Below are 25,028 nucleotides of genomic sequence, written 5' to 3' on the forward strand. Positions count from 1 at the left end.
CTTGAAAATGCCCCTCGCGCTCCTATTTTGCCGCTGTCGGGGGATGGTCAGCGTCCCAGGACTTCGAATCTTCAACCATTGAATTGCACATGCTTATTGGGAGGAAATCCGATGAGTATCAAACCGCTCTACGACCGGGTGGTTGTCAAACGCCTCGCCGCGGAAACCACGACCGCCAGCGGCATCATCATTCCAGACAAAGCCGCAGAAAAGCCCACCCAGGGCGAGGTAATTGCCATCGGCAATGGTGCGCCGCTGGATAACGGTGAATTGCGCGCGCTGGCCGTCAAGGTGGGTGACCGGGTGCTGTTCGGCCAGTACGCCGGCAGTGAAATCAAACACGACGGCGAGACCTACCTTATCGTCAAGGAGTCCGACATCCTCGCCATCGTTGAACCGACCCAACAGCAGGAGAAAGCCGCATGAGTGCGAAGGCCTTAAAGTTTTCCGATGACGCCCGCGAGCGCATGCTGACCGGCGTAAATATCCTGGCAAATGCCGTCAAAGCCACACTCGGCCCAAAAGGCCGCAACGTGGTACTGAGCAAAAGTTTTGGCGCGCCGCGAGTGACCAAAGACGGCGTTTCAGTGGCGAAGGAGATCGAACTCAAGGACAAGTTCCAGAACATGGGCGCACAGATGGTCAAAGAAGTTGCGTCCAAGACCGCAGATGTCGCCGGCGACGGCACCACCACCGCCACGGTACTGGCCCACGCGCTGCTGCGAGAGGGGCACAAGTCCATCGCCGCGGGTATGAATCCGATGGACCTGAAACGCGGCATCGATACGGCCGTGAAGGCTGCGGTAGAGGAACTCGCCAAACTCTCCAAACCCTGCGACGACACCAAGTCCATCGGCCAGGTGGGCACAGTGTCCGCCAACTGGAACGAGGACATCGGCAGGATTATTGCTGAGGCCATGGAGAAAGTGGGCCGCGACGGCGTAATCACCGTTGAGGAAGGCAAGTCGCTGCACAACGAGCTGGAAGTAGTGGAGGGCATGCAGTTTGATCGCGGCTACCTCTCCCCTTACTTCGTGACCAACCAGGAGAAGATGCAGGCGGAACTCGATAACCCCTTCATCCTGCTGTTCGACAAGAAAATCAGCAATATCCGCGACCTGCTACCGCTACTGGAATCCGTTGCCAAGGCCGGTCGACCACTGGTAGTGATCGCCGAGGATATCGAGGGCGAGGCGCTGGCCACACTGGTAGTCAACAGCCTGCGGGGCATCATCAAGGTGGCAGCGGTCAAGGCGCCCGGCTTTGGCGATCGCCGCAAAGCGATGCTGGAAGACATCGCCACCCTCACCGGCGCCAGGGTGATCTCCGAGGAGGTCGGGCTCACCCTGGAAAAAGCGCAGCTGGAACAGCTGGGAAGCGCCAAGCGCATCGTGATCAGCAAGGACAACACCGTGGTTGTGGATGGTGCCGGGGACAAAGCTGCCATCGATGGCCGGGTAAAACAGATCCGTGCTGAGATCGAGGCATCCACTTCCGATTACGACCGGGAAAAGCTGCAGGAGCGCGTAGCAAAGCTGGCCGGCGGCGTTGCCGTGATCAAGGTCGGTGCCGCTACCGAAGTGGAAATGAAAGAGAAGAAGGACCTGGTGGACGACGCCTTCCATGCAACCCGCGCGGCGGTGGAGGAGGGCATTGTACCCGGTGGTGGCCTGACGCTGGTGCGCGTTGCCGACAGCCTGCGTAAAAGCGGGATCAAAGGCGCCAACGACGACCAGCAGGTGGGGATCAATATCGCGCTGCGGGCGATGGAAGAACCTTTCCGTCAGATCGTTGCCAACGCAGGCGTGGACGGCAGCGTGGTGCTGAACAATGTGCGTGCGCACGATAACCCCAATTTCGGTTACAACGCCCAGACCGCAGACTACGGCGACATGCTGGAATTCGGCATCATCGACCCGGCCAAGGTCACCCGCTCAGCGCTGCAGAATGCGGGCTCCATCGCCGGCCTGATGTTGACTACCGAGGTAATGGTGGCCGATAGAGCAGAAGGCATAAAGCCTGAAACATCTGCAGGTGCTTATGATTACTGATTCATTACGGTAATCAAAAAACGGGGCCACAGGGCCCCGTTTTTTTAATCCGCGCTAATGGCTCTGGTCTGGTAATAAGCCTCTTCGCTGATGCGATGATAGGGGATCACATCGTCCCTGAATTCCTTGAAGGCCTCGTAGACCCGCGCGAACTGGGGGTCCTCGGCTGCGGTCTCCTCCAGGATTTGCCGGTTTACCTTCTTCAGGTGCGCCAGCACCTCGTCCGGCAGGCGCCGCAGTTGCACACCGTGCTCCTTCACCAGTTCCTGTAACGCGCGGTTGTTGCGCGCGGTGTACTCATCGAGCATATCCTGGTTGGCGTCGCGGGCGGCCACGCGCACGATTGCCTGCAGGTCTTTCGGCAGCTTCTGGAACGCGGTCTTGTTGACGATGATCTCGAGGATCGAGCCGGGCTCGTGCCAGCCGGGGTAGTAGTAGTACTCGGCGATCTGGTGGAAACCGAAGGCCAGGTCATTGTAGGGGCCGACCCATTCGGTGGCATCGATGACGCCGGTCTGCAGGGCTGTGTAAAGCTCGCCGCCGGGAATGGTGACGGCGGTACCACCGGCCCGGTTCAGTACCTCGCCCCCGAGGCCCGGGATACGCATCTTGAGGCCCTGCAGGTCCTCTACCGAGTTGATCTCCTTGTTGAACCAGCCCGCCATCTGCACGCCGGTGGAACCCCCGGCCATGGGGATCAGGTCAAACGGCGCATAGAGTTCTTCCCACAGTTCGCGGCCGCCGCCGTAGTGCAGCCAGCCGTTCATCTCCTGGGCATTGAGGCCGAAGGGCACGGCGGTAAAGAACTGTGCCGCCGGCACCTTGCCCTTCCAGTAATAGGCCGCGCCGTGGCCCACCTGGGCAGCGCCCTCGGACACCGCACCGAATACCCCCATCGCCGGCACCAGCTCCCCGGCACCGTATACCTTGATCTTCAGACGCCCGTCGGACATCGCCTCCACCGTGCGGGCAAAGCGCTCCGGCGCACTGCCGAGGCCGGGAAAGTTCTTCGGCCAGGTGGTGACAAGCTTCCACTCGAAAGTCTCGCGACTGCCGTCCTCGGTGAACTGCCGGGCCGGGCCCTGTTCCGAGCGGGAGACCACCAGCGCGCCGAAGGTAATGACCAGCAGGGCCAACAGGCCGAGGATGACGGGGGGATACCAGTTAATTTTTTTCATGTTTTTTATTGTCGGGTTTTCGATCTTCGCCAGTGGGGATACTGGCAAAGTTACGTGCAAGAGTCACCCGGTGCTGCTGTCAAATCCCGGCCCGCGCCGGGATGGCGGGCCGGCTCCCGAAACTACAACGGCTGCAGCTTGGCCATCGCTACCACCAGCCACTTGCTGCCGGCATCGTCAAAATTGACCTGCACCCGGGCCCGCGGACCGCTGCCCTCGAACTGCACCACGGTGCCCTCACCGAACTTGGGATGCTCCACCCGGCCACCCAGGGCCAGCGGCGGCAGGTCGTCGTCGAAATCCGGCGCCGGGTCGGAGAAGCGTCCCACCTTGCCATAATCCGGGTTGAACAGGGGGCGCGAGATCTCGGTCTTGAGGCGCACCTCGTGCACCAGTTCCGGCGGTATCTCGCCGATAAAGCGCGACGGGCTGTTGAAGGTCTCGCTGCCGAACAGGCGCCGGTTCTCGGCGTAGGTGATATAGAGCTTCTGCATCGCACGGGTAATGCCCACGTAACAGAGCCGCCGCTCCTCCTCCATGCGCCCCGGCTCCTGCGCCGACATCTTGTGCGGGAACAGGTTTTCCTCCACCCCGGCCATGAACACCAGCGGGAACTCCAGCCCCTTGGCCGAGTGCAGGGTCATCAGCTGCACCGCTTCCTCGAACTCGTCCGCCTGGCCCTCGCCGGCATCCAGCGCGGCGCTGTCGAGGAACTGGTCGAGCAGGGAGGGCTCCTCCACCTCGACCCCGGACTCGTCCGGCGGCACCTCGATGCCGTCGAAGCTCCGGCAGGCGCTGACCAGCTCCTTGAGGTTTTCCACCCGGGTCTGGCCCTTCTCACCCTTTTCCTTGCCATGGAATTCCAGCAGGCCACTGGTCTCGATCACGTCCTCGGCGATGGCATCCAGCTCCCGGTCCACCGCATCGCCTGCCAGCCGGTTGACCAGCTCCAGGAAGCCCTGCAGGGCATTGGACGCGCGCGCCGCCAGCACCCGCTGGGCCACCATCTGCTGCGCCGCCGCCCACAGGGAGCAACCGTGCTCGCGGGCGAAACCGCGCACGGCGTCGACACTGCGCGCGCCGATGCCGCGGGTGGGGGTATTCACCACACGCTCGAAGGCGGTGTCATCGTGGGGGTTGCTGATCATGCGCATGTAAGACAGCGCGTTCTTGATCTCCAGGCGCTCGTAGAAGCGCTGGCCGCCGTAAATGCGGTAGGGCACCCCTTCCCGCAACAGGGCCTCTTCCAGTACCCGCGACTGGGCATTGGAACGGTACAGGATGGCGACGGAGTCGCGCGGGTTGCCATCGCGCACCCACTGCTCGATGCGCTCGACAATAAAGCGCGCCTCGTCCTGCTCGTTGTAGGCAGAGTAGAGGGAGATGGGCTCGCCTTCCTCGCCCCGGGTCCACAGCTCCTTGCCCAGGCGGCCGGCGTTGTGCTCGATCACCGCGTTGGCGGCCTTGAGGATGGTGCTGGTGGAGCGGTAGTTCTGCTCCAGGCGTACGGTCTGCACATCGCGCATGTCACTGGCGAAATGCTGGATATTCTCGATCTTGGCGCCGCGCCAGCCGTAGATCGACTGGTCGTCATCCCCCACCGCGGTAATGTGGCACTGGTCGCCGGCCAGCAGGCGCAGCCAGGCGTACTGGATGGTGTTGGTGTCCTGGAATTCGTCCACCAGGATATGGGGAAAGCGCTGGCGGTAATGGGCCAGTACGCCGTCGTTGTTCAGCCACAGTTCGTGGGCCCGCAACAGCAGTTCACCGAAATCCACCAGGCCGCCGCGCTGGCAGGCTTCCTCGTAGGCGAAGTAGATGCGCACCATGGTCTGCAGCCAGGGGTCGCCGCCGGCCTGGATGTACTGCGGGCGCAATCCCTCGTCCTTCTGGCCGCCTATCCACCACTGGGTCTCCCGCGGCGGCCACTTGGCCTCGTCCAGCCCCAGGTCGTTCTGCACCCGCTTGATCAGGCGCAGCTGGTCATCGGAATCCAGGATCTGGAAGTTCTGCGGCAGGTTGGCCTCTTTGTAGTGGGCCTTGAGCAGCCGGTGGGCCAGGCCGTGGAAGGTGCCCACCCACATGCCGAAGGTGTTGACCCCCAGCAGTTCCTCGATGCGCGCGCGCATTTCGCGGGCCGCCTTGTTGGTGAAGGTCACGGCGAGGATGGAGTAGGGCGAGGCCCCCTCCACCTGCATCAGCCAGGCGATGCGGTGCACCAGCACGCGGGTTTTGCCGGAGCCAGCGCCGGCCAGTACCAGCTGGTTGCAGGGCGGTGCCGCCACCGCCTCGCGCTGGGCGTCGTTCAGGGGGTCTAGAATCTGGGATACGTCCATGGAGCGGGATTGTACCAGAGCTGGCGCCGGAACCCTGTGTAAATAAACAGGTTTTTGGTCAGTCCCGAAGCCGGGACAGGGTGCCGGCGCTGAACGAAACAGCCCGGGCCCTGCAATCGCTCGCCACAGCCGTGGGCAACCGCTAAACTGCGCGTCTGTAATAAGGAAGGAAGTCCCGTGAAGCCGGCGGAAGTCACGCAGAAAATCAGCGAACAGCTGTCCTCCATGCGCAAGTCCGAGCGCAAGGTGGCGGAGTATATCCTCGCCAACCCGGATGAGATCATCCATATGCGCATCGTGGACCTGGCTACCGAGGCCCAGGTGAGCGAGCCTACCGTGGTGCGCTTCTGCCGCGCCGTGGGTTGCTCAGGTTTCCAGGAGTTCAAGCTCAACCTGGCGCAGCAACTGGCCTCCAGCCCCAGTTTCGGCCAGATCGCGGTCACCGAGACCGACACCATCGCCGAGTACAAGCGCAAGGTGTTCGACTCCACCGTGGACACCCTGCTCAACGTGCGCGACAAGATCGACGCACGGGCGCTGGAGGCGGCCGTCTCCGCCATCGCCGCCGCCAAGCGTGTGGAGTTCTTCGGTTTCGGCGCCTCGGGCGCCGTGGCCAGTGACGCCCAGCACAAGTTCTTCCGCCTGCAGCTGGCCACCGCAGCCCACTCCGACCACCACATGCAGAACATGTCGGCCATGTCGATGGAGCCCGGTGACGTGGTGGTGGCCATCTCCCAGAGCGGCCGTACCAAGGCGCTGCTGCACTCCATGGAAATGGTGAAAGAGCAGGGCGGCACCGTCATCGGCCTGGCGCCCAGTGGCTCGCCGGTAGCCCAGCGCTCCACCATCCCGCTGGAAGTGGACGTGGAGGAGGATATCGAGATCTATACCCCGCTGTCCTCGCGCATCGCCCACCTGGTGGTGATCGATGTGCTCGCCATCGGCGTGGCCCAGCGCAAGGGACCCCAGCTGCAGGAGCACCTGCTGAAGCTGAAAAAGGGGCTGTACACCCTGCGCGAGGACCAGCGCTGAGCCGCTGGCGACCACTGCGCTGGCCGTGACGCCCCCGCGCCGCTAACATGCGCCCGGCCCTGACGGCCCGGGGCGCCGCAAACCGCGACTGCCCTTCACCTGAACCGACTTCGACGCCACCGGCGTGCCGAGAACCTTATGCATCCAACTCCCGCCGGGGAGGAGTCCGCGCCGTCCCGTTCGCTCGCCCTGTGGCTGGCGGCGCTGGTGGCGCTGACACCATTTTCCCTGGACACCTACCTGCCGGCAATCCCGGCCATGGCCGACTCCCTGGGCAGCGGGGTGGCACAGGTGCAACACTCCGTCTCCAGCTTCCTGCTGGGGTTCGCGCTGGGGCAGCTGACCGGCGGGCCCCTTTCCGACCGCTGGGGGCGGCGCACGGTCGGCACCATCGGCCTCACCATCTACCTCGGCTGCACCCTGCTGATCCTGTTCGTCACCAACGTACAGCAGCTGATCGGCCTGCGGTTGCTGCAGGCCTTTGGCGGCGGCTTTGCCACGGTGATCTGTGCCGCAATCGTGCGCGACCTGTACAGCGGCCGGGCGGCAGCCAGGGTGATCTCGATGATCAGCACCATGATGCTGGTGGCGCCACTGATGGCACCTGTGATCGGTTCCGCCCTGCTGGAGGCCGGCGGCTGGCGCGGCATCTTCGTGTTCCTGCTGGCCTATGGCGGCGCGATGATGATCCTGGTGCGCCTGCTGCTGCCGGAAACCGTGTCACGCTTTACCCGCGCCCGCCGCAGCCTGGCGCCCAAGCGCATGCTGGCGCGCAACTACCTGGAGGTGTTGCGCAATCGCCGGGCGCTGGGCTTCCTGGGCGCCCAGGCCTTCGTCAGTGGCTCCATGTTTATCTACATCACCACCGCGCCGTTTGTGTTCATGGAGTATTTCGGCGTGCCTTCCAGCCGCTTCCCGCTGTTCTTTGGCAGCTGCGTGGTGGGGTTGATCGTGATGGTGCAGGTGAATATCCGCCTGCTGAATTTCTTCGAGCCACGGCGCATCCTGCTGGCGGGGATTGGCCTGCAGATCCTCGGCTGCGGCCTGCTGTTTCTGGGCACACTGACCGGTATCCGCGAGCTGTCCCTGTGGATGGTACCGCTGGTGCTGACCATGTCCTGTATCGGCATCACCGGGCCCAACGCAGCGGCCTGCTACCTGGAGTTCTTCCCCCGTATCAGCGGCAGTGCCAACGCCTTCTATGGCGCCAGCCTGTTTATCAGTGGCGGGGTGCTGGGCGGCATCGTCAACGGGCTCCACACCGGCACCCTGGTGCCGATTGCCGGCACCATGTTCGGCTGCGCAATCAGTGCAATGCTGCTGGCCCTGTTCGTGGCCCGGGCACGGCAGCCAATCGAGGTCCGGCAACCGCCCCCCAGGCGTTTCGCCGCCGGCTGACCCGGCAACACGGCTCAGTTGCCCAGCAGGCCCTCTTCACGCAGGGCCCGACGGACACCGGGACGGTTGCGCACCCGCTCCTGGTAGGCCTGCAGGCGCGGCCAGGATTCGGTGTCGATATGCTGGCGCTCGAGCCAGCTGGCGATGGTGAACAGGTAGGCGTCGGCGGCAGTAAAGCTTTCGCCCATCAGGTAGTCCGGCCCCAGCTTGTCCTCGATAAAGTCGAAGCGCTGGTGGATTTTCTCCCGCGCCGACTCTTTTTCCGCATCAGTGCCGTTCCAGAACAGCGGCACAAAGCTCTTGTGCACTTCAGTGGAAATAAAGTTGAGCCATTCCTGCATGTGGTAGCGCTCACGGCTGCCGGCGGGGGGCGCCAGCCCGGCGTCCGGCGCCTGGTCGGCCAGGTACTGCACCACGGCCGGGACCTCGGTCAGGACCTCACCATCATCGATGCGCAGGGCGGGCACATAGCCCTTGGGGTTGATATCGCGGAAGTCATCACCGTCCTCAGTCTTCTTCTTGCGCAGGTCCACCCGGCACAGGTCCAGGTCGATACCCGCCTCGCAAGCGACGATATGCGGCGCCAGCGAACAGGCGCCGGGTGAATAGTAAAGCTTCATGATCGCTCCTGGTTTCTCCTGGTCATGGGCTGGAGTATAGGAAGCGGCGCGGCTGGCGAAGGCTACTCGCCGATGATCTTTACCAGCACCCGCTTGCGCCGGCGGCCGTCGAACTCGCCGTAGAAGATCTGTTCCCAGGGACCGAAGTCCAGCTCACCCCCGGTCACCGCCACCACCACTTCGCGGCCAAACAACTGGCGCTTGATATGGGAGTCGGCATTGTCCTCACCGGTGTCGTTGTGGCGGTACTGGTCGATGGGGCCGTAGGGCACCAGCTGATCCAGGAAGCGGGTAAAGTCCCGGTGCAGCCCGGGCTCGTCGTCGTTGATAAACACCGAGGCGCTGATGTGCATGGCATTGACCAGACACAGTCCCTCACGGATACCGCTCTCCTGCAGTGACTGCTCTACCTGCGGCGTGATGTTAATGAATTCCGTGCGTTTTTTTGTATCAAACCACAGTTCGCGGCGGTAACTGTTCAATTTATCTTCCTCCCGTTTGCAATATGCTGGCGTCTGCAGAGTCGCTGTATTTGAACCAATCAACAGTCAAAAGTCATGGAGGATGACATGTTGCCAAAGACCCTGAACCGCTGGCTCCTTGCCGCCGTTATTTCCTGCGCCACGGGAACCGCTGCCAGCCAGGCTACGGAAGAGAAATCACCACAGGAGGGCGGGGTGCCCCAGGCCCGGGTGGATGCCCAGCGGGCCCTGCTGGAAGAGCAGCGGCAACTGGAGGAAAAACTGGTCGCCGTGCTGGAGGATCCCTCGGGCGCTGCACGCGCCTTCGGGCAACTGCTGTCGGCCGGCGACCGACGGCAACTGCAGGCAGGTTGCTCATCCCTGGCCCGAGACCCGGACAACGCCCGCGCCCGCACACTGTTGCAGGACTTTATCGACCGCTACAGCGAACAGCCGCGCCGGGTGATCGCGCGCTACTGCTTCGGCCCCAGCCTCAACCAGCTGCACCAGGAAGTCCGCGCCACCCGGCGCGCCCTGCAACAGCGCCCCGCCGCCAGCCAGGTGGGTGAATTCGATTTTCGCTTCCAGCGACTGGAGGGCGAGGCGCAGGAGGCGCAGCAACGCTTCACAGCGATTCGCAGGATCATGCTCGCCGGGCAATAGGCGCCGGCCCGCCGGGGGTGCGCTGCCTAGCCGCGCCCGTGCGGCGCCGAATAATCCAGTTCCGGCCCCTTGGGCACGATACCCGTGGGGTTGATGGTGTCGTGGCTGGCGTAGTAGTGGGTCTTGATATGGTGAAAGTCCACCGTACCCGCCACCCCGGGCCACTGGTAGAGCTCGCGCACGTAACCCCAGAGATTCGGGTAATCCGCCAGGCGCTGCTTGTTGCACTTGAAATGCCCGTGGTAAACCGGGTCAAACCGCACCAGGGTGGTGAACAGGCGCCAGTCCGCCTCGGTGATGCGCTCGCCACACAGGTAGCGGTTATTGGCGAGCCGCTGCTCCAGCTGGTCGAGGGTACTGAAGAGGGGGTCGTAGGCTTTTTCGTAAGCTTCCTGCGTCGTGGCGAAGCCCGCACGATAGACGCCGTTGTTCACATTTTCGTAGACAATATCGTTGGTGGCGTCTATATCACCGCGCAGTTCCGCAGGGTAGAAATCGTCCCGGTTACCGGTGATTTCGTCGAATGCACTGTTGAACATGCGGATGATTTCCGCCGACTCATTGCTCACCACACACTCGCGCTGTTTGTCCCACAGCAGGGGCACGGTAACCCGGCCGCTGTAGTCGGCGCGGTTGCGCGTGTATAGCTGGTGCAGGTAGTCGGCACCGTAGAGCCTGTCGCCACTGCTGCCCTCGTCTTGCTTGAAGGTCCAGCCGTGCTCATGCATGTAAGGACTCACTACGGATACATCGATCAGGTCCTCGAGCCCCTTGAGTTTGCGGAAGATCAGGGTCCGGTGCGCCCAGGGGCAGGCGAGGGATACGTACAGGTGGTAGCGCCCCGGCTCCGCCTTGAAGCCCCCCTCGCCACTGGGGCCGGCACTGCCATCGACGGTGATCCAGTTGCGTAGCTGGGCCTGCTCGCGCACGAACTCGCCCTCGCTCTTGTCGGTGTCATACCAGCGGTCCTGCCACTGGCCGTTGACCAGCAATCCCATGGTCGCCTCCTGAAACGGGTCTTTATCGGTTAGCGTATGTTAAGGGCAAAGCCCTGCCGGGCCGGGCACAACAGCGCCCGGCCCGGTGGGGAAAGAACCCGGCAGCCGCCGGGCTCAGCTGCGGGTGCGGCTGAATATATGGTCCACGCTGAAGCGCCCGGCACCGGCGCAGGACAGGATGATGAAGCCGCCGGCGATGGTGATGTTCTTCATAAAGGAGATCATCTGTGCCTGGTCGCCCGGGACGTAGTGAAACAGCAGCGCACTGGCGAAACAGAACAGGGCCAGGCCCAGTGCGGCCCAGCGGGTCAGGAAGCCGAACAGGATGGCCAGGCCGCCGCCGAGCTCCGCCAGGATTACCAGGGGCAGGAGTGCTCCGGGCACACCGGCGGACTCCATATACGCCTGGGTCCCTTCATAGCCGCCGATCTTGCTCCAGCCGGCGACAATAAACATCCACGACATCAGCACCCGGCCCACCAGCTTGGCGCTGTCACAGAGAATCGGGTTGGTCATCGGTCTTCCTCTCTTTTCCTGGCAGTTATTACGGGCGTTGCAGGTTGCCCGTTACTGCCTTCAGTCTAGTTCCAAGAATCAAGAAGAAAACCGCAAAAAATCGCGGGAATCGTTCGAAATTTTAAGAAATCAGTCCAGCGGCGCCAGACCGTTACGCAGAGCCTGGATCAGGAACGCCGCCGCCGGGCCGGTTTTGTCACTGTCGGCGTAGACCAGGTAGACGGTGACCTCGCGCTCCCAGGGCTCCTCCATGGTGAGCGGCAGCATCCGGTCCGCCAGCAACGATTCACGCAGGCGGGTTTCCGGCAGCCAGGCAAAACCCAGGCCCCGCTCGATCAGCTCGATCGAGGTCTGCACGTTGCTGACGGTGATGCGCTGGTCGGAACCCAGCCAGCCGGAATCCTGCCGGTTGCGCACGGCGGAGTCGCGCAATACCACCTGGCGGGAGGCTTTCAGGTCCTTGCGCGCCACCGGCCGGCCCAGGTGGTGCAGGGGATGGTCCGGGTGGGCCACGGGAATAAACCGCACCCGTGAAACCGGCTCTCCCACGAAGCCCTGCGGCACCCGGCCCGAGAGAATAAAATCCGCCTCCTGTTGCAGCAGTAGCTCTTCGGCGCCGGACAACACCGTCTCGCGCAACTCCAGGCGGGTATGGGGAAAGCGACTGGCAGCCTGCTCGATGGCGCTGAACAGGCAGTCGTAATCAAAGATCACATCCACTGCGAGGGTCAGCACGGCTTCCTCGCCGCTGGCCAGGCTGCCGGCCACTGCCTCCAGCGCCTCGGCCTCGTTAAGGAGCCCGCCGGCGCGCGCCAGCAGGATGCGCCCGGCATCGGTGAGCTCGGCCTTGCGCCCGCGCACCTGCAGCAGGTCGACCCCGAGGCTCTCCTGCAGTTTGTGCACAGCGTGGTTGATGGATGACTGGCTCTTGTGGACGGCCTGGGCCGCCTGGGAAAAACCGCCGTGCTCCACCACGGCCTGGAACATGCGCCACTGTTCGAGGGTTACCTTGGCCATCTGCCACTTCTTCCTTGCCGGGGCGCGGCAGCCGGCGCCGCGCCCACACTTGATGATCGGGCCCGGGGCCTCGCGACCATCGGGTAGCGGCGCTGTTGGACCCGGGTTTCTGACGAATAATTCGAACACAACGCGCGATTATTTGCCATTTTTATCCGAATTCATCGGCTTATACTGCGACGATCATCACTGGCAACCAGATCCCACAGGAGGTGCCCATGAGCACATTCGAACTTCGCCCCGGAGCCCGGCCACTGGTCCGCGGCGTTGCCAGCCAGGCATCCGCAGATGGCGCGGGCGTGAAAATCCAGCGGGTGGCGGGCTTCGAGAGCCCCGATTTCAGCCCATTCCTGATGCTGGACGAAATACGCTCGGAGAACCAGGACGACTATATCGCCGGTTTCCCGCCCCACCCGCATCGTGGGATCGAGACCCTCACCTATATGCTGCACGGCGAGTTCGAGCACCAGGACCACCTGGGCAATCGCGGCGCGGTGTCCTCCGGCGGCGCCCAGTGGATGCGCGCCGGGCGCGGCATCATCCACTCGGAAATGCCCGCGCAACCGGAGGGTGGCGACACCGGCATGCACGGCTTCCAGCTGTGGATCAACATGGCCGCCGCCGACAAGATGGGTGCGCCCACCTGGCGCGATATCCAGGCGACGGAAATGCCGGAACTGGCACTGGACGACAGTGGCTCCTCCATCCGCCTGGTCGCCGGCCGCTGGACCATCAATGGCGAGGCTATGGAGGCGCCGCTGACCGAGGCCGCCGCCGACGCTGCCGTGGCGGATGCCCGCCTGGCGGCGGATGCGGAGGCCGACCTGCCGCTGCCACAGGACCACAGCGTGCTGGTTTTTGTCTACCGGGGTGCGCTGCTCACCGAGCGGGGCCGGGTCGGTCGCGGCAACTTGTTGTTGTACGGTGCCGGTGAGTCGCTACAATTGCGCGCCGATGGGCAGGGCGCCGGCCTGCTGTGCCTGCATGGCCGCCCGCTCGAGGAGCCCGTGGTGCATTACGGCCCGTTCGTGATGAACAGCCGCGAGGAAATCGAGCAGGCGCTGCGGGACTACAATAACGGCACCCTGGCTGGTTGATTCCCGGCCAGGCAACGCCCGGCCGCCGCGCGCTCTCGCGTGCGGCAATGCCCTTTTCCCGCAACCAGTACCTGCAGGCAGTGGAGAGCCCCGGCGGCATGGAAGTCTATTACACCTTTTGTTTCCTGGCCGCGGTGTCGGTATTCCTGGGGTTCCTCAACCAGTATGTGCTGCGCGCGCAGAGCACCATCGCGATCACTGCCGGTGCGCTGGCCCTGTCGCTGGCGGTGATCGGGCTGGGCAAACTGGGAGTGCTGGACCTGCGGGACTGGGCCGACCAGTTGCTGCCCCTGCTGAACCTGGAAGATCTGCTGCTCAAGGGCGTGCTGGGGTTCCTGCTGTTCGCCGGCAGCCTGCATATCGACCTGCTGGCGCTGCGCAACCAGCGCGTCGAGATCGCCATGCTGGCAATCGTGGGCACACTCATCTCCACTTTTGTGGTTGCGGGCCTCCTGTACTGGCTGTTGCCGATGCTGGGTATGCAGGTGGCCTTCGTCTACTGCCTGCTGTTCGGCGCCCTGATCTCACCCACCGATCCCATCGCGGTACTGGCGATCATCAAGAGCCTGCATGCCCCGGAGCAAGTCTCCATCCAGGTGGAAGGGGAGTCGCTGTTCAATGACGGCTTTGGCATCGTGCTGTTCACGGTGATCTTTGCCGTGGCATTCGAGGGTGGTGAGCCCACTGTTGCCGCCGTATCAGAACTGTTCGTGATGGAGGCGTTTGGCGGGATCGCCATGGGGCTCTTCATTGGCGGGCTGTTCCACTGGCTGATCTGCGCCACCAATGACCACAGCCTGGAACTGCTGCTGACCCTGTGTATCCCCACCGCCGGCTTTGCCTTCGCCAATATCGTCGGCGTCTCCGGTGCCCTGACCATGGTGGTGAGCGGTATCATCATCGGCAACTTCACCCGCGAGCGCGGGTTTTCCCGGGTGAGCCAGCACGAGCTGGACAACTTCTGGAACATCACCGAGGAATTCCTCAACGGTATTCTGTTCCTGCTGGTGGGGCTGTTCCTGATCACCATCGACCTGGGCCCGTTCGAATTCATGCTGATGGGGGCGGCGATTGTCATCGTGCTGCTGGCCCGGGTGGCGGCGGTCACTGTACCGTTCACGGTGCTGAAACGCTTCCGCCGTTACCACCCGTACAGCGAGCGCATTCTGATCTGGGGCGGCCTGCGGGGCGGGCTGGCGCTGGCCCTGGCGATGTCCATCCCCGCCGGCCACCTGCTGGTGCAGGGAGAGGACCTGCGCCACCTGTGGGTGGTGATGACCTACGGCGTGGTAGTCTTTTCCATTGTGGTGCAGGGTTCCACCATTGCGCCGCTGATCCGGCGCAGCCGCGGTATCCGCGAACCCGAGGCGATGGCGGCCGCGGATACCTGACCCGACTCCCGATAACGACAATACAGAATCATTTCCATGGAACACGGCGGATTTCTCGTACAGGCAGTCATCTACCTGGCAGCTGCAGTGGTCGCGGTGCCGCTGGCCACGCGGCTGGGGCTGGGCTCGGTGCTCGGTTACCTGCTGGCCGGTGTCGCCATCGGTCCCCATGCCCTGGGCCTGGTGGGCGATACCACCGAGGAGCTGCATATCGCCGAGTTCGGTGTGGCGCTGATGCTATTCCTGATCGGCCTGGAACTGCAGCCGCGCAAGCTGTGGCAGATGCGCGGGGCCATCTTCGGCACCGGCAGCGCCCAGCTGGCACTGACCGCCGTGGCGGTGGCCCTGATCGCAATGCTGATGTACGAGGAGAGCTGGCGCGCGGCGCTGGCCATCGGCCTGATCCTGGGCCTGTCCTCCACCGCCATCGTGCTGCAGTCGCTGACCGAGAAAAAACTGCTGCGCACCGAGGGTGGGCGCGGCGCCTTCGCGGTACTGCTGCTGCAGGACCTGGCGGTGATCCCGATCCTGGCACTGCTGCCGCTGCTGTCGGGCAGCCCCCCGGAGCCGGACCAGGACGGCCTGTCGGGCTGGCGTTACGGCGCCGCGGTAATCGGCACCATGGTGGCCTTCGGCCTGGTGGGCCGCTATGTGCTGGGGCCGCTGCTGCGACTGGTCGCCGGCAGCCAGCTGCGGGAAATGTTTACCGTTACCTCGCTGCTGATTGTCATGGCCTCGGCGGCGGTGATGAGCTGGCTGGAACTGTCACCGGCACTGGGCACTTTCCTGGCCGGGGTGATCCTGGCGGAGAGTGAGTTCCGCCACGAACTGGAGGCGGATATCGAGCCCTTCAAGGGCCTGTTACTGGGGCTGTTCTTTATCGCCGTGGGCGCCAACCTGAATTTCAACCTGGTGGCGGAGTACCCGCTGCTGCTGCTGGGCCTGCTGGCCCTGCTGGTAGCGGTCAAGTTCGCGGTGCTGTTTCTGCTGGCCAGGGTGACCGGCATGTCCCGCGGCGAGGACTGGCTGTTTGCCCTGTCGCTGGCGCAGGCGGGGGAATTCGGCTTTGTGCTGGTGTCCTTCGCGGCCCAGAACCGTGTGCTCGACAGTGTGACCGGCAACCTGCTGATTGCCCTGATCGCCCTGTCCATGGCTATGACGCCGGTGCTGCTGCTGATTTATGAAAAGTGGATACAGCCACGCTATAGCGGGGGCAGCGACAGTGGGCGCGAGTCGGAAGAGGCGGCCCCACAGGATGAGGGCTCCCCGGTGATCATCGTCGGCTATGGCCGCTTCGGCCAGATCGCCGGGCGACTGCTGAATGCCTGCGGTTTTGAAACCACGCTGCTGGAGCGCAATGCCGCGCAACTGGACATGGTACGCCGCTATGGCATCAAGGCCTATTACGGCGATGCCTCGCGCGAGGACCTGCTGCGTGCGGCCGGCGCCAAAAACGCGCGGGTAGTAATCCTGACGCTCAGCGACCAGGCCGCGTCACTGGAGATCGTCACCCAGCTGCAGAAGCATTTCCCGCACCTGACCATCCTGGCGCGGGCGCGCAACCGCATGCATCACTATGCACTGATGGAAGCCGGGGTTAAGTATATTTTCCGCGAAACCGTGGACTCGGCCCTGTCGATTGGCGAAAAAGCCCTGGAGTTGCTGGGCCTGAGCCCGCTGCAGGCACGGCGCGCGGCACGCAAGTTCAAGCAGCACGACCAGCGTATGCTGGAGTCGCTGTTCCCCTACTGGCGCGACGAATCGCAGCATATTGCGCAGACCAAAATCTACCGCGAACAGCTGCTGCAGGCCCTGCGCGAGGACCGCCGCGACCGCGACCTGCACCTGGACCACCACTGGGACCGCGACGAAACTGCTTCCAAGCCGAAGGCCGGTATGTGATCCCTCCGTTGCCGCCACGCAGGCGGTAGTGCACAAAGATATTGCTGAATCTCTCTCTCGAGCGGCAGGGGGCGCCCCGCGGGACAGTCGCGCCCCCTCTTAGAACAGTATCTCCCCAAGTGCCAGCAGCAGGTGGTACCTGCGGCAATTGGGGTCCTCGATCAGTAGTGGCCACGGCTGGTCCACCTCCTGGTCGACATTGATGATCACACTGGCCACCTGGGTCCTGCCGCGGTCCCGGTGTGGCTTGAGCACCGCACCGGGGTTGTAACGCCGGATCCCGAACACATGGGTCGACGCCAGTCGCAAGTCACAGTTGGGACCCACCGGGCGACATCCTCAGCTGACTTCGCCCGGCTACACATTGCCGGGGTGGCAGGTGTTGTTACTTGCTGATGGTGAGGCTCGCCTCCAGCAGGTCCACTTCCAGTACCAGCTGGCGATGGAGATCATCGTCGATCTTTCCTTCAATACGCAGGCGATACAGCTGTTCCCGTTCCGCCGACAGTGCTGCCAGGTGGTACTCGCGCTTGTGATTGGCCAGTGCACGGTCCCGCCTGTTTCCGGCCCGGCCTCCCGCTTGCAACCGGCGCCGGTAGTGTTCGAGCAACTTGTCCACTGCTTGCAGGGCGGTGCCTTCCCCGTCTGCACCCAGGGATGCGCGCACTGATTCCAGGCTGGCAATGGCCGCCCGGGTCGCTGCCACGCGCGCCATCCGCTCATCGCCAGTCGTCGGCTGCTCGCGCACCCGCGGTAACCGCCGTACCAGTGGGGGCAGGGCGACACTTGCCAGCAGCAGGGAAAGCAGGATCACTCCCATGGCCAGCACAATCGCCAGCTGCCTGCCCGGAAACGGAGCACCGTCCGGCAACAGCAGTGGCAGCGACAACACCCCCGCCAGCGTCACAGCACCACGTACACCCGCAACCGCGGTAATCGCTACCAGTAACAGGCGCTCGCGCGCATTACGGATCTCGCGGTGAATGCGCGACAGGTAGATAGAGGCCCAGACCCAGGTGAAACGCAATAGCAGAAGCATGGTGGCGATGGCCGCGACATAGCCCAGCAGGACCCAGTTATCGACGATGGCACTGTGGCGTGCCCCGTCCAGGTCATCGGTCACCACTCGCACCAGCTGTTCACCCAGCAGGATAAAGATTATCCCGTTGAGTATGGCCTGCAGCGTATCCCACACCGCGCCGCGCGCCATACGCGTGGCGGCCAGCTCCGGGCCGTACAGGCTCACGTAATGGGTCGCGATACCGGCGCTCGCCGCAGCCAGGATCCCTGAACCGCCAAGTTGTTCCGATGCCAGGTAGGCGGCAAAAGGCACGAGCAGGCTCACCAGGATCTGCACGCCGGTATCCTCGCCACCCAGGCGGCCCAGCCAGCGCAGTGCATAGCCACAGGCGAATGCAATTCCGGCACCCGTGGCGACACCGGCCACCACCATGCCAATAAAGCCCACCGCGGTCCCGGTCAACGAAAAACTGCCGGTGACCACCGCCGCCACGGCAAAGCGGAAAACATCCAGTCCGGAGGCGTCATTGAGTAAAGCCTCACCTTCGAGGATATGCCTCAGGCGCGGCGGCAGGGGGGTACTTCCCCGTACCGCGACCAGCGCCACCGCGTCGGTGGGCGCGAGAATGGCGGCTACGGCAAAAGCCACCGCCAGGGGTATTGACGGAATCAACCAGTGGATAAACAGGCCTACGCCCACCACTGTGAACAGCACCAGCCCCACTGCAAGCGTCAGTATCGGCCGTAGTTCACCGAAGAAGGTACCCTTGGGGATGCGCCAGCCGTCCAGGAACAGTAGCGGGGGGATAAACAGGAGGAAGAAGATTTCCGGGTCCAGGGGAATCCGCACGCCGGCGACACCGGCAAGCAGCACACCGATGGCAATCTGTACCAGCGGCAGCGGCACGCGCACGGGGCTCAGGCGGACGATGATTCCGCTCAGCGCCACGGCAGCCAGCAACACCAGGGACAGGACAACGTAATGCATACGGTTGGTCTTGGGACCTGCAGGGGAAGTGGTGATAGCCTGTTTTCGCCGGGCCCGGACGCCGGGCAGAACGCCCCGCACGGGCACATAAGCCGGCGTCAATGCACTGCAGACCGGCGACGGCGCCACAAGTTACCGGAGAGGTGAAAGTATAGAAGGGCGGCGGGAAGGGCGGGGGCTCGACGGGATCGCCACTGCCCCCGGAACCCGCCATGCAGGTCCCGGGGACAATATTATCGGGCGGCCGGTTACTCCACCGTCACAGACTTGGCCAGGTTGCGCGGCTGGTCCACATCGGTGCCCTTGAGCAGGGCCACGTGGTAGGAGAGCAACTGCAATGGCACCGTGTACAGGATCGGCGCCAGGCTGTCCGGGGCATCGGGTACTTCCACCACAGTGACACCCGGTTCGCTGGTAAAGCCCGCATTGGGGCTGGCAAACACAAAAAGCTCGCCGCCGCGGGCGCGCACTTCCTGCAGGTTGGACTTGAGTTTTTCCAGCAGCTCGTCGTTGGGTGCCACCACCACTACCGGCATGTCGCCATCCACCAGCGCCAGCGGCCCGTGCTTCAGCTCACCGGCGGGGTAGGCCTCGGCGTGGATATAGGAAATTTCCTTGAGCTTCAGCGCGCCCTCGAGGGCGATCGGGTATTCGACCCCGCGGCCCAGGAACAGGGTGTGGTGTTTTTCCGCGAAGGCCTCGCTGGTGGCCTGCACCAGCTTGTCGAGGCCGGTGAATTCCTCCATCAGGCCCGGCAGCTGGTGCAGGGCCTGCACCAGTTCGGCCTCGCGCCCGGCAGACAGGCCGTTGACCTTGGCCAGCGCGATACAGAACAGCTGCAGGGCCACCAGCTGGGTGGTGAACGCCTTGGTAGAGGCCACGCCGATCTCCGGCCCTGCCTCGGTCATCAGCGACAGCTCCGATTCCCGTACCAGCGAACTGTTGGGCACATTGCAGATGGTCATCGAGGCCAGGTAACCCAGCTCCTTCGCCTGGCGCAGTGCTGCCAGGGTATCGGCGGTCTCGCCGGACTGGGAGATGGTGACGAACAGGGTGCCCGGGCGCACCGCCGTCTTGCGATAACGGATTTCACTGGCCACCTCTACCGAACAGGGAATACCGGCCCAGTCTTCCAGCCAGTAGCGCGCCACCAGCCCGGCGTGGTAACTGGTGCCGCAGGCGACAATCTGCACCTGCTTTACTTCCGGCAGGATTTCGTTGGCGCGGGTCCCCAGTGCCTCGGCCAGCACCGACTCGCTGCCGATGCGGCCGGCGAGGGTAGCGCGGACCACTTCCGGCTGCTCGAAGATTTCCTTCTGCATAAAGTGGCGATAGCGCCCCTTGTCCGCCACATCGTGGCCACCGTCGAGTTTCTGCACCGGGCGGCTCACTTCCTGGCCGGCGCGATCGAAAATGGCAATACCATCGAGTGTCACCTGGGCCACATCGCCTTCCTCCAGGAATACGAAGCGGTCGGTGACCTGGCGCAGGGCCATGGGATCGGAGGCAATAAAGTTTTCCTCGATGCCCACACCGATCACCAGGGGACTGCCGGCGCGCGCGCAGACCAGGGTCTGTGGTTCCCGGGCACTGATAACCCCCAGGGCATAGGCACCCTCGAGCTCACGGGTGGCGGCGGTCACAGCCTCCAGCAGGCCCAGGCCCTCGCTGGCAAGGGAGTGAACCAGGTGCACCACCACCTCGGTATCGGTATCGGAGGCAAACTCATAGCCCAGGCCCTGCAGGCGGGCCCGCAGGTCGCGGTAGTTCTCGATGATGCCGTTGTGGACCAGGGCGATATCACCGGACACGTGGGGATGGGAATTGAGGTCCGAGGGCACGCCGTGGGTGGCCCAGCGGGTGTGGGCAATGCCCAGCCGACCCGTCGCTGGCTGTGCCGCCAGCCGCGCCTCGAGTTCCGCAACCTTGCCCTCGCTCTTGCGCAGCTGCAGTTGCTGCCCGCCATCCACCAGGCAGACACCGGCGGAGTCGTAGCCCCGGTACTCCAGCCGCCGCAGTCCCTCCAGCAGGATTTCGTTCACATTGCGCTGGGCCAGCGCGCCGACAATGCCACACATAGTAAAACCTCAGTTTCGATTCTTTACCGGCCGGTTTACCCTGGGTAAACCGGCCACAAGTTCTTTTTACCTCAGGCGTGAGTGCCCACTTCGGCACACACCACCCGCACCCCGAGCCGTTCCAGCGCGGCACGCGCCCCATCACCCAGTCCGGCATCAGTCACCAGGGTATTCACCTGGTCCCAGGGCAGTTCCTGGTTGGGAATCCGTCGCCCCACCTTGCTGGACTCGGCCAGGACCACCACCTCGCGGGCCACCTCCGCCATTACCCGGGAGAGGCCGATCTGCTCATTGAATGTGCAGGTACCACGCTCCAGATCAATGCCGTCGGCGCCGATAAAGGCCTGGTCGAAGTCGTAGCCGCGCAGGACCTGTTCCGCCACGCGCCCCTGGAACGCCTCGAAATGCGGGTCCCAGGTCCCCCCGGTCATCAGCAGGGTGGGCTCGTTCTCCAGCTCCCGCAGCGCGTTGGCCACATGCAGGGAGTTGGTCATGACTACCAGGCCGCGCCGGTGGTCGAGCTCGGGAATCATCGCCGCGGTAGTGCGGCCGTAATCGATCACGATGCGGTGGTGATCCGGTATCAATCCGGCCGCGGCGCGGCCGATGGCCCGCTTGACCTCGGAGGGCGCCTCTTCCACCACCAGCTCCCGTGGCACCGGGATGGCGCCGCCATGGCGGCGCAGCAACAGGCCGTGGCCCTCCATGGTGGTGAGGTCCTTGCGAATCGTAACCTCGGAAGTTTCGAATTTCCGTGCAAGCTGTTCCACGCTGGCCTCTCCCGCTTCGTTCAGGAGGGCCATGATCTGGTGCCGGCGTTGCTGGGTGTTGCGCTTTGACATGATGTATCAAGTTTCGTTTCGAAACTTAAAGATAGCAAATCGAAAGGAAAGTTCCCAAGGAAAATTTTCACATCACTGGAAGAAGGCGGAGCAATAGAGCCTGCGAAGCTAGCTGGACAGGGCGTTCACCAGGGCCTGTAAAAAACGCGCCAGCTCGCCGCCGGTCACTGCCCGGTGATCGGCACTGACCGACAGGGGCAGGAGCGGACGGGCCGCGGGCTTTCCATCCACAGCCACTACTCCCTGGTAAGTTCGGCCGGCCCCGACAATCGCCACAGTGGGTGGCATCACTACCGGGGTGGCATAGCGCCCGCCCAGGGCACCGAAGTTCGACAGCAGGATGGTTCCCCCCTGCAGGTCCTCGCGGGCGATACCGGTTTCGCGGGCCTGGTCCTTGTACTCACCTATCTGCTGCTGCAGGTCAGCATCGCTGCAGTTCGCCACGTCCCGCAGCACCGGCACGAACAGGCCGCGGGGAGAGTCCACCGCCAGGCCGATATTGATCGCCGCTGATGGCTGCAGCTGCCCGTCCTCGTAGAGCGCATTGAGGTGCGGCTCTTCCACACACGCCTGCTGTATCGCGCGGACCAGTCGTACCGTGGCGTTCTGTTCGCCCCACCAGGTGGAGATATCCACCTCGTCGCACAGGGTCATCGGTGCCACCTGGTCCCTGGACCGGCTCATGGCCAGTGCCATTGCCCGCCGCGCCGGGGAATCCGCCGGGCCAGCCACGCCCTGTTTGCGCTCGCCTGTTTCCCGCTGTGCCGCCGTGGCGGCAGGTCCTTTCTCGCGATCCCCGGCCAGCCGGCGCACTTCGGCCTCGGTAAACCGTGCATCCCGCGGTTGGTGCCGCTCCAGGTCGACCCCCAGCCGACGCGCCAGGGCACGCACACCCGGGGTCGCCCGGCGTGCCTCCCGCTCTCCCGGCGCCTGTTCACTGCCCAGCATCTCGCTGCCGCCCTGGATACGGCCAACCACGGTGCCGGCATCGGCCGCCGCAGTCTCCTCAGCCTGCGCTGCGGTCTTCTCATCGCTTTCCCGGGTGGCACCAGCCCTGCTGTCGGCAAAGCCCACCAGCGGCTCCCCCACCTCGACCGTGTCACCCTCCGCGGCGTAGAGTTTTTCCACGATACCGCCGCGGGGGGCGGGCACCTCCACCAGGGCCTTGGCCGTCTCGACGGTGACCAGGCTGTCGTGGGCGCCGATGGAATCCCCCTCGGCCACATGCCATTCGCGGATCACCGCATCCGGCAATCCCTCCCCCAGGTCCGGCAGCTTGAACACCTTCATGCCGGGTACTCCAGGGTGCGGCGGACACCGGCCAGGATTCGGTTGACGTCGGGCAGGTAGTGATTCTCCAGCCGATAGTAGGGCATCACCGTGTCATAACCGGTAACCCGGCAAACCGGCGCGTCGAGCAGGTCGAAGGCGTACTCATTGACCTGGGCAATGATCTCCGCTCCCAGGCCTCCAAACCGTGCCGCCTCATGGATAACAACGCAACGGCGGGTCTTCTCCAGTGAGTCGATGATGGTGTGGATATCCAGGGGCTTGAGGGTGGCCGGGTCGATCACCTCTGCCTCCACACCCTCACTGGCGAGCGCCTCGGCCGCCGCGAGGGTCTCCTTCAGTGCGGCACCCCAGGCCACCAGGGTGATATCGGACCCCTCGCGCAGGCGGAAACAATGATCCAGCGGCAACGCCTCGCCATCATCCGGCACTTCCTGGCGGGCGGCGCGATAGATCCGTTTGGGCTCGAGAAATACCACCGGGTCCGGGTCGCGGATGGCGGCCAGCAGCAGGCCGTAGGCGCGTGCAGGTGAAGACGGCACCACCACCCGGAGTCCGGGAATATGGGCGAAGAGTGCCTCGGTACTCTCGGAGTGATGCTCCGGGGCGTGAATCCCGCCGCCGTAGGGGGCGCGATAGACTATGGGGCAGGACAGGCGGCCACGGGTGCGGTTGCGCAACCGGGCGGCATGGTTGAGTACCTGGTCGAACCCGGGATAGATAAAGCCCATAAACTGGAATTCCGCCACCGGCCGCAAGCCCTGGGCCGCCATGCCGATGGCGATGCCGGCAATCATATTCTCTGCCAGCGGTGTATCCAGTACCCGGTCAGTGCCAAATTCGGCCTGCAGCCCGTCGGTGGCGCGGAAGACACCGCCGTTGACGCCCACATCCTGGCCGAACACCACCACCCGCTTGTCCTGGCGCAGTTCGTGGGCCAGGGCGAGTGTCACCGCCTCGACCAGGGTGATGGCGGCCATCAGGTTTCGTCCCCCGCCGGCCGCGCGGTCCCGACCTCGGCGCACTGCTCCAGCAGCGCCTCGGGCAACCCGGCGTATAGATGGTCGAACATGGCGGTAGGAGCATCCGGTTCCCGCTGCCGGTATTCCCGCAGTTCCCGCTCGAGGATTTCCGCCAGTTCACGCTGCAGCTCCTCCTCGCGCCCGTCATCCCAGAGGCCCGCGTGCTCCAGGTAACGCCGCAGCCGCTGCAGTGGTTCGCGAGCACGCGCCTGCTCCAGCTCCTCCGCCGGGCAATAGCGCGAGGCATCATCGGCGGTGGTGTGGTCGCTGAGGCGGTAGCTTACTGCCTCGATCAGCATCGGCCCAGCCCCCTTGCGCGCGCGCTCGATCGCATCGGCCACCGCGGCGCGCACGGCAATCACGTCGTTGCCGTCCACCTGCAGGCAGTTGATGCCGGCGGCCACCGCCTTCTGGGCAATGGTGCAGGCCGCCGTCTGGGCCCGGCGGGAGACCGAGATGGCCCACTGGTTGTTGTTGATCACGAACACCACCGGCAGTTTCCATACCCCGGCCAGGTTGATTGCCTCGTAGAAATCCCCCTTGGAGGTGGCCCCGTCACCGGCGCTGGATACCGCCACCCTGGGTTTTGCCCCCATCTCGCGCTGCTGGTAGGCGAGTGCGAACGCCACCCCGGCGGCGTGCAGTAGCTGCGTGGCGATAGGCACGCACAGGGGGAAATCCTCCCGGGCATGGGCAAAATCCTGGCCGCGCTCATCGCCGCCCCAGATCGCCAGGATCTCGGCAATAGTGACGCCGCGCTCCAGCAGGGCGCCGGTTTCCCGGTAGTAGGGGCAGTAGATGTCGTCCTGGCGCAGGGCGCTGCCGGTGCCGACGCCGATGGCCTCCTGGCCCAGGCTGGAGGGGTAGGTGCCCAGCTGGCCGGTGCGCTGCAGCTTCACGGCACGATCATCCACCAGCCGTGCCAGCGCCATCTGGCGGTAAAGCGCGAGCAGCGTATCCGGGGTAGCGAAGTCGGGCAGTGCCTGGGTCGCGCGTCCCTCCTCGTCGAGATACTGCAGGTGGGCAATATCGAACGAGGCTATCAGGTGCAAGCGGGGTTTGTGCATCGGGTAATTCCCTTTATTCCCGATGCGCAAGTGTAATGGATCAGCCGGTGGATGCCGGCAG

22 protein-coding genes are annotated in these 25,028 nt (G+C 64.3%); 8 read left to right on the forward strand and 14 right to left on the reverse strand.

Features of this window, described 5'->3' with window-relative positions; genetic code table 11:
• Positions 1 to 111 precede the first annotated feature (111 nt).
• Both groES and groL read left to right on the forward strand, forming a co-directional pair.
• Positions 112 to 426: a co-chaperone GroES gene (groES, locus tag LVD10_RS05330; RefSeq protein ID WP_232940272.1), complete on the forward strand. Its 315-nt coding sequence runs from the start codon at positions 112 to 114 to the stop codon at positions 424 to 426.
• Complete coding sequence (groL, locus tag LVD10_RS05335) at positions 423 to 2,051, forward strand: chaperonin GroEL (protein ID WP_237062226.1); 1,629 nt, start codon at positions 423 to 425, stop codon at positions 2,049 to 2,051. Before groES ends, groL begins: the two co-directional genes overlap by 4 nt.
• 44 nt (positions 2,052 to 2,095) lie before the next feature.
• On the opposite strand, the gene LVD10_RS05340 is transcribed toward groL, so the two are convergent.
• Together LVD10_RS05340 and uvrD are read right to left on the reverse strand one after the other, a co-directional pair.
• Positions 2,096 to 3,229: a TRAP transporter substrate-binding protein gene (locus LVD10_RS05340; protein WP_232940274.1), complete on the reverse strand. Its 1,134-nt coding sequence runs from the start codon at positions 3,227 to 3,229 to the stop codon at positions 2,096 to 2,098.
• Between the two features lie 122 nt (positions 3,230 to 3,351).
• Positions 3,352 to 5,565 (reverse strand): DNA helicase II, encoded by a 2,214-nt coding sequence (gene uvrD, locus LVD10_RS05345; RefSeq protein ID WP_237062228.1) that lies wholly within the window; start codon positions 5,563 to 5,565, stop codon positions 3,352 to 3,354.
• A 177-nt stretch (positions 5,566 to 5,742) separates the two neighbouring features.
• Here uvrD and hexR point away from each other — a divergent pair, with 177 nt between their 5' ends.
• Positions 5,743 to 6,597, forward strand: a complete 855-nt coding sequence (gene hexR, locus LVD10_RS05350) for a transcriptional regulator HexR (RefSeq protein ID WP_232940276.1) — start codon at positions 5,743 to 5,745, stop codon at positions 6,595 to 6,597.
• A 138-nt stretch (positions 6,598 to 6,735) separates the two neighbouring features.
• Positions 6,736 to 7,995, forward strand: a complete 1,260-nt coding sequence (locus tag LVD10_RS05355; protein ID WP_232940277.1) for a multidrug effflux MFS transporter — start codon at positions 6,736 to 6,738, stop codon at positions 7,993 to 7,995.
• Positions 7,996 to 8,009: 14 nt separating this feature from the next.
• Here LVD10_RS05355 and gstA read toward each other — a convergent pair whose 3' ends face one another.
• Both gstA and LVD10_RS05365 read right to left on the reverse strand, forming a co-directional pair.
• Positions 8,010 to 8,615, reverse strand: coding sequence for a glutathione transferase GstA (gstA, locus tag LVD10_RS05360; RefSeq protein ID WP_232940278.1), 606 nt, complete (start codon positions 8,613 to 8,615; stop codon positions 8,010 to 8,012).
• 62 nt (positions 8,616 to 8,677) lie between these two features.
• On the reverse strand, positions 8,678 to 9,097 hold the full coding sequence (locus LVD10_RS05365) for a secondary thiamine-phosphate synthase enzyme YjbQ (protein ID WP_237062237.1): 420 nt from the start codon (positions 9,095 to 9,097) through the stop codon (positions 8,678 to 8,680).
• An 87-nt stretch (positions 9,098 to 9,184) separates the two neighbouring features.
• On the opposite strand from LVD10_RS05365, the gene LVD10_RS05370 reads away from it, so the two are divergent.
• Positions 9,185 to 9,739, forward strand: a complete 555-nt coding sequence (locus LVD10_RS05370) for a hypothetical protein (RefSeq protein ID WP_237062239.1) — start codon at positions 9,185 to 9,187, stop codon at positions 9,737 to 9,739.
• A gap of 26 nt (positions 9,740 to 9,765) precedes the next feature.
• Here LVD10_RS05370 and LVD10_RS05375 read toward each other — a convergent pair whose 3' ends face one another.
• The 3 genes from LVD10_RS05375 to LVD10_RS05385 all read right to left on the reverse strand — a co-directional run bounded on the left by LVD10_RS05375 (position 9,766) and on the right by LVD10_RS05385 (position 12,270).
• Entirely contained in the window at positions 9,766 to 10,737 is a 972-nt protein-coding gene (locus LVD10_RS05375) for a glutathione S-transferase family protein (protein ID WP_232940284.1), read from the reverse strand.
• A gap of 114 nt (positions 10,738 to 10,851) precedes the next feature.
• Positions 10,852 to 11,253, reverse strand: a complete 402-nt coding sequence (locus LVD10_RS05380) for a DoxX family protein (RefSeq protein ID WP_232940286.1) — start codon at positions 11,251 to 11,253, stop codon at positions 10,852 to 10,854.
• A gap of 129 nt (positions 11,254 to 11,382) precedes the next feature.
• Positions 11,383 to 12,270, reverse strand: coding sequence for a LysR family transcriptional regulator (locus LVD10_RS05385; RefSeq protein ID WP_232940288.1), 888 nt, complete (start codon positions 12,268 to 12,270; stop codon positions 11,383 to 11,385).
• A 218-nt stretch (positions 12,271 to 12,488) separates the two neighbouring features.
• Between LVD10_RS05385 and LVD10_RS05390 the strand changes: the two genes are divergently transcribed.
• From LVD10_RS05390 to LVD10_RS05400, 3 genes are read left to right on the forward strand one after another with little or no spacing between them, the layout of a single operon-like run.
• Positions 12,489 to 13,367 carry a pirin family protein gene (locus LVD10_RS05390; protein WP_232940289.1) on the forward strand — a complete coding sequence of 293 codons (879 nt, stop codon included), beginning with the start codon at positions 12,489 to 12,491 and terminating at the stop codon, positions 13,365 to 13,367.
• A 47-nt stretch (positions 13,368 to 13,414) separates the two neighbouring features.
• A complete protein-coding gene (locus LVD10_RS05395; RefSeq protein ID WP_232940290.1) occupies positions 13,415 to 14,758 on the forward strand; it encodes a cation:proton antiporter in 1,344 nt (447 codons plus the stop codon).
• A gap of 36 nt (positions 14,759 to 14,794) precedes the next feature.
• Positions 14,795 to 16,660, forward strand: coding sequence for a monovalent cation:proton antiporter-2 (CPA2) family protein (locus LVD10_RS05400; protein ID WP_232940291.1), 1,866 nt, complete (start codon positions 14,795 to 14,797; stop codon positions 16,658 to 16,660).
• A gap of 99 nt (positions 16,661 to 16,759) precedes the next feature.
• Here LVD10_RS05400 and LVD10_RS05405 read toward each other — a convergent pair whose 3' ends face one another.
• The 7 genes from LVD10_RS05405 to pdhA all read right to left on the reverse strand — a co-directional run bounded on the left by LVD10_RS05405 (position 16,760) and on the right by pdhA (position 24,967).
• Entirely contained in the window at positions 16,760 to 16,987 is a 228-nt protein-coding gene (locus LVD10_RS05405) for a hypothetical protein (protein ID WP_237062248.1), read from the reverse strand.
• Positions 16,988 to 17,045: 58 nt separating this feature from the next.
• Positions 17,046 to 18,668 (reverse strand): Na+/H+ antiporter, encoded by a 1,623-nt coding sequence (locus LVD10_RS05410; RefSeq protein WP_232940293.1) that lies wholly within the window; start codon positions 18,666 to 18,668, stop codon positions 17,046 to 17,048.
• A gap of 248 nt (positions 18,669 to 18,916) precedes the next feature.
• Entirely contained in the window at positions 18,917 to 20,746 is a 1,830-nt protein-coding gene (gene glmS, locus LVD10_RS05415) for a glutamine--fructose-6-phosphate transaminase (isomerizing) (protein ID WP_237062250.1), read from the reverse strand.
• 71 nt (positions 20,747 to 20,817) lie between these two features.
• Positions 20,818 to 21,588 carry a DeoR/GlpR family DNA-binding transcription regulator gene (locus LVD10_RS05420; protein ID WP_237062252.1) on the reverse strand — a complete coding sequence of 257 codons (771 nt, stop codon included), beginning with the start codon at positions 21,586 to 21,588 and terminating at the stop codon, positions 20,818 to 20,820.
• Positions 21,589 to 21,696: 108 nt separating this feature from the next.
• A complete protein-coding gene (locus LVD10_RS05425) occupies positions 21,697 to 22,878 on the reverse strand; it encodes a dihydrolipoamide acetyltransferase family protein (protein ID WP_237062254.1) in 1,182 nt (393 codons plus the stop codon).
• A complete protein-coding gene (locus tag LVD10_RS05430) occupies positions 22,875 to 23,858 on the reverse strand; it encodes an alpha-ketoacid dehydrogenase subunit beta (protein WP_237062256.1) in 984 nt (327 codons plus the stop codon). Before LVD10_RS05430 ends, LVD10_RS05425 begins: the two co-directional genes overlap by 4 nt.
• Complete coding sequence (gene pdhA, locus LVD10_RS05435; protein WP_232940300.1) at positions 23,858 to 24,967, reverse strand: pyruvate dehydrogenase (acetyl-transferring) E1 component subunit alpha; 1,110 nt, start codon at positions 24,965 to 24,967, stop codon at positions 23,858 to 23,860. Before pdhA ends, LVD10_RS05430 begins: the two co-directional genes overlap by 1 nt.
• Positions 24,968 to 25,028 lie beyond the last annotated feature (61 nt).

It is taken from the genome of Microbulbifer zhoushanensis (genome assembly GCF_021729055.1).
In the GTDB taxonomy this organism is placed as follows: Bacteria; Pseudomonadota; Gammaproteobacteria; order Pseudomonadales; family Cellvibrionaceae; genus Microbulbifer; species Microbulbifer zhoushanensis.

Coding starts and splice junctions, on each gene's coding strand:
- LVD10_RS05410 (WP_232940293.1), bottom strand. CDS start 18,668: ATGCATTACGTTGTCCTGTCCCTGGTGTTGCTGGCTGCCGTGGCGCTG.
- glmS (WP_237062250.1), bottom strand. CDS start 20,746: ATGTGTGGCATTGTCGGCGCGCTGGCCCAGCGCAATGTGAACGAAATC.
- LVD10_RS05375 (WP_232940284.1), bottom strand. CDS start 10,737: ATGGGATTGCTGGTCAACGGCCAGTGGCAGGACCGCTGGTATGACACC.
- LVD10_RS05355 (WP_232940277.1), top strand. CDS start 6,736: ATGCATCCAACTCCCGCCGGGGAGGAGTCCGCGCCGTCCCGTTCGCTC.
- LVD10_RS05430 (WP_237062256.1), bottom strand. CDS start 23,858: ATGGCCGCCATCACCCTGGTCGAGGCGGTGACACTCGCCCTGGCCCAC.
- LVD10_RS05395 (WP_232940290.1), top strand. CDS start 13,415: ATGCCCTTTTCCCGCAACCAGTACCTGCAGGCAGTGGAGAGCCCCGGC.
- LVD10_RS05400 (WP_232940291.1), top strand. CDS start 14,795: ATGGAACACGGCGGATTTCTCGTACAGGCAGTCATCTACCTGGCAGCT.
- LVD10_RS05385 (WP_232940288.1), bottom strand. CDS start 12,270: ATGGCCAAGGTAACCCTCGAACAGTGGCGCATGTTCCAGGCCGTGGTG.
- LVD10_RS05420 (WP_237062252.1), bottom strand. CDS start 21,588: ATGTCAAAGCGCAACACCCAGCAACGCCGGCACCAGATCATGGCCCTC.
- LVD10_RS05370 (WP_237062239.1), top strand. CDS start 9,185: ATGTTGCCAAAGACCCTGAACCGCTGGCTCCTTGCCGCCGTTATTTCC.
- groL (WP_237062226.1), top strand. CDS start 423: ATGAGTGCGAAGGCCTTAAAGTTTTCCGATGACGCCCGCGAGCGCATG.
- LVD10_RS05340 (WP_232940274.1), bottom strand. CDS start 3,229: ATGAAAAAAATTAACTGGTATCCCCCCGTCATCCTCGGCCTGTTGGCC.
- LVD10_RS05390 (WP_232940289.1), top strand. CDS start 12,489: ATGAGCACATTCGAACTTCGCCCCGGAGCCCGGCCACTGGTCCGCGGC.
- LVD10_RS05380 (WP_232940286.1), bottom strand. CDS start 11,253: ATGACCAACCCGATTCTCTGTGACAGCGCCAAGCTGGTGGGCCGGGTG.
- uvrD (WP_237062228.1), bottom strand. CDS start 5,565: ATGGACGTATCCCAGATTCTAGACCCCCTGAACGACGCCCAGCGCGAG.
- groES (WP_232940272.1), top strand. CDS start 112: ATGAGTATCAAACCGCTCTACGACCGGGTGGTTGTCAAACGCCTCGCC.
- pdhA (WP_232940300.1), bottom strand. CDS start 24,967: ATGCACAAACCCCGCTTGCACCTGATAGCCTCGTTCGATATTGCCCAC.
- gstA (WP_232940278.1), bottom strand. CDS start 8,615: ATGAAGCTTTACTATTCACCCGGCGCCTGTTCGCTGGCGCCGCATATC.
- LVD10_RS05425 (WP_237062254.1), bottom strand. CDS start 22,878: ATGAAGGTGTTCAAGCTGCCGGACCTGGGGGAGGGATTGCCGGATGCG.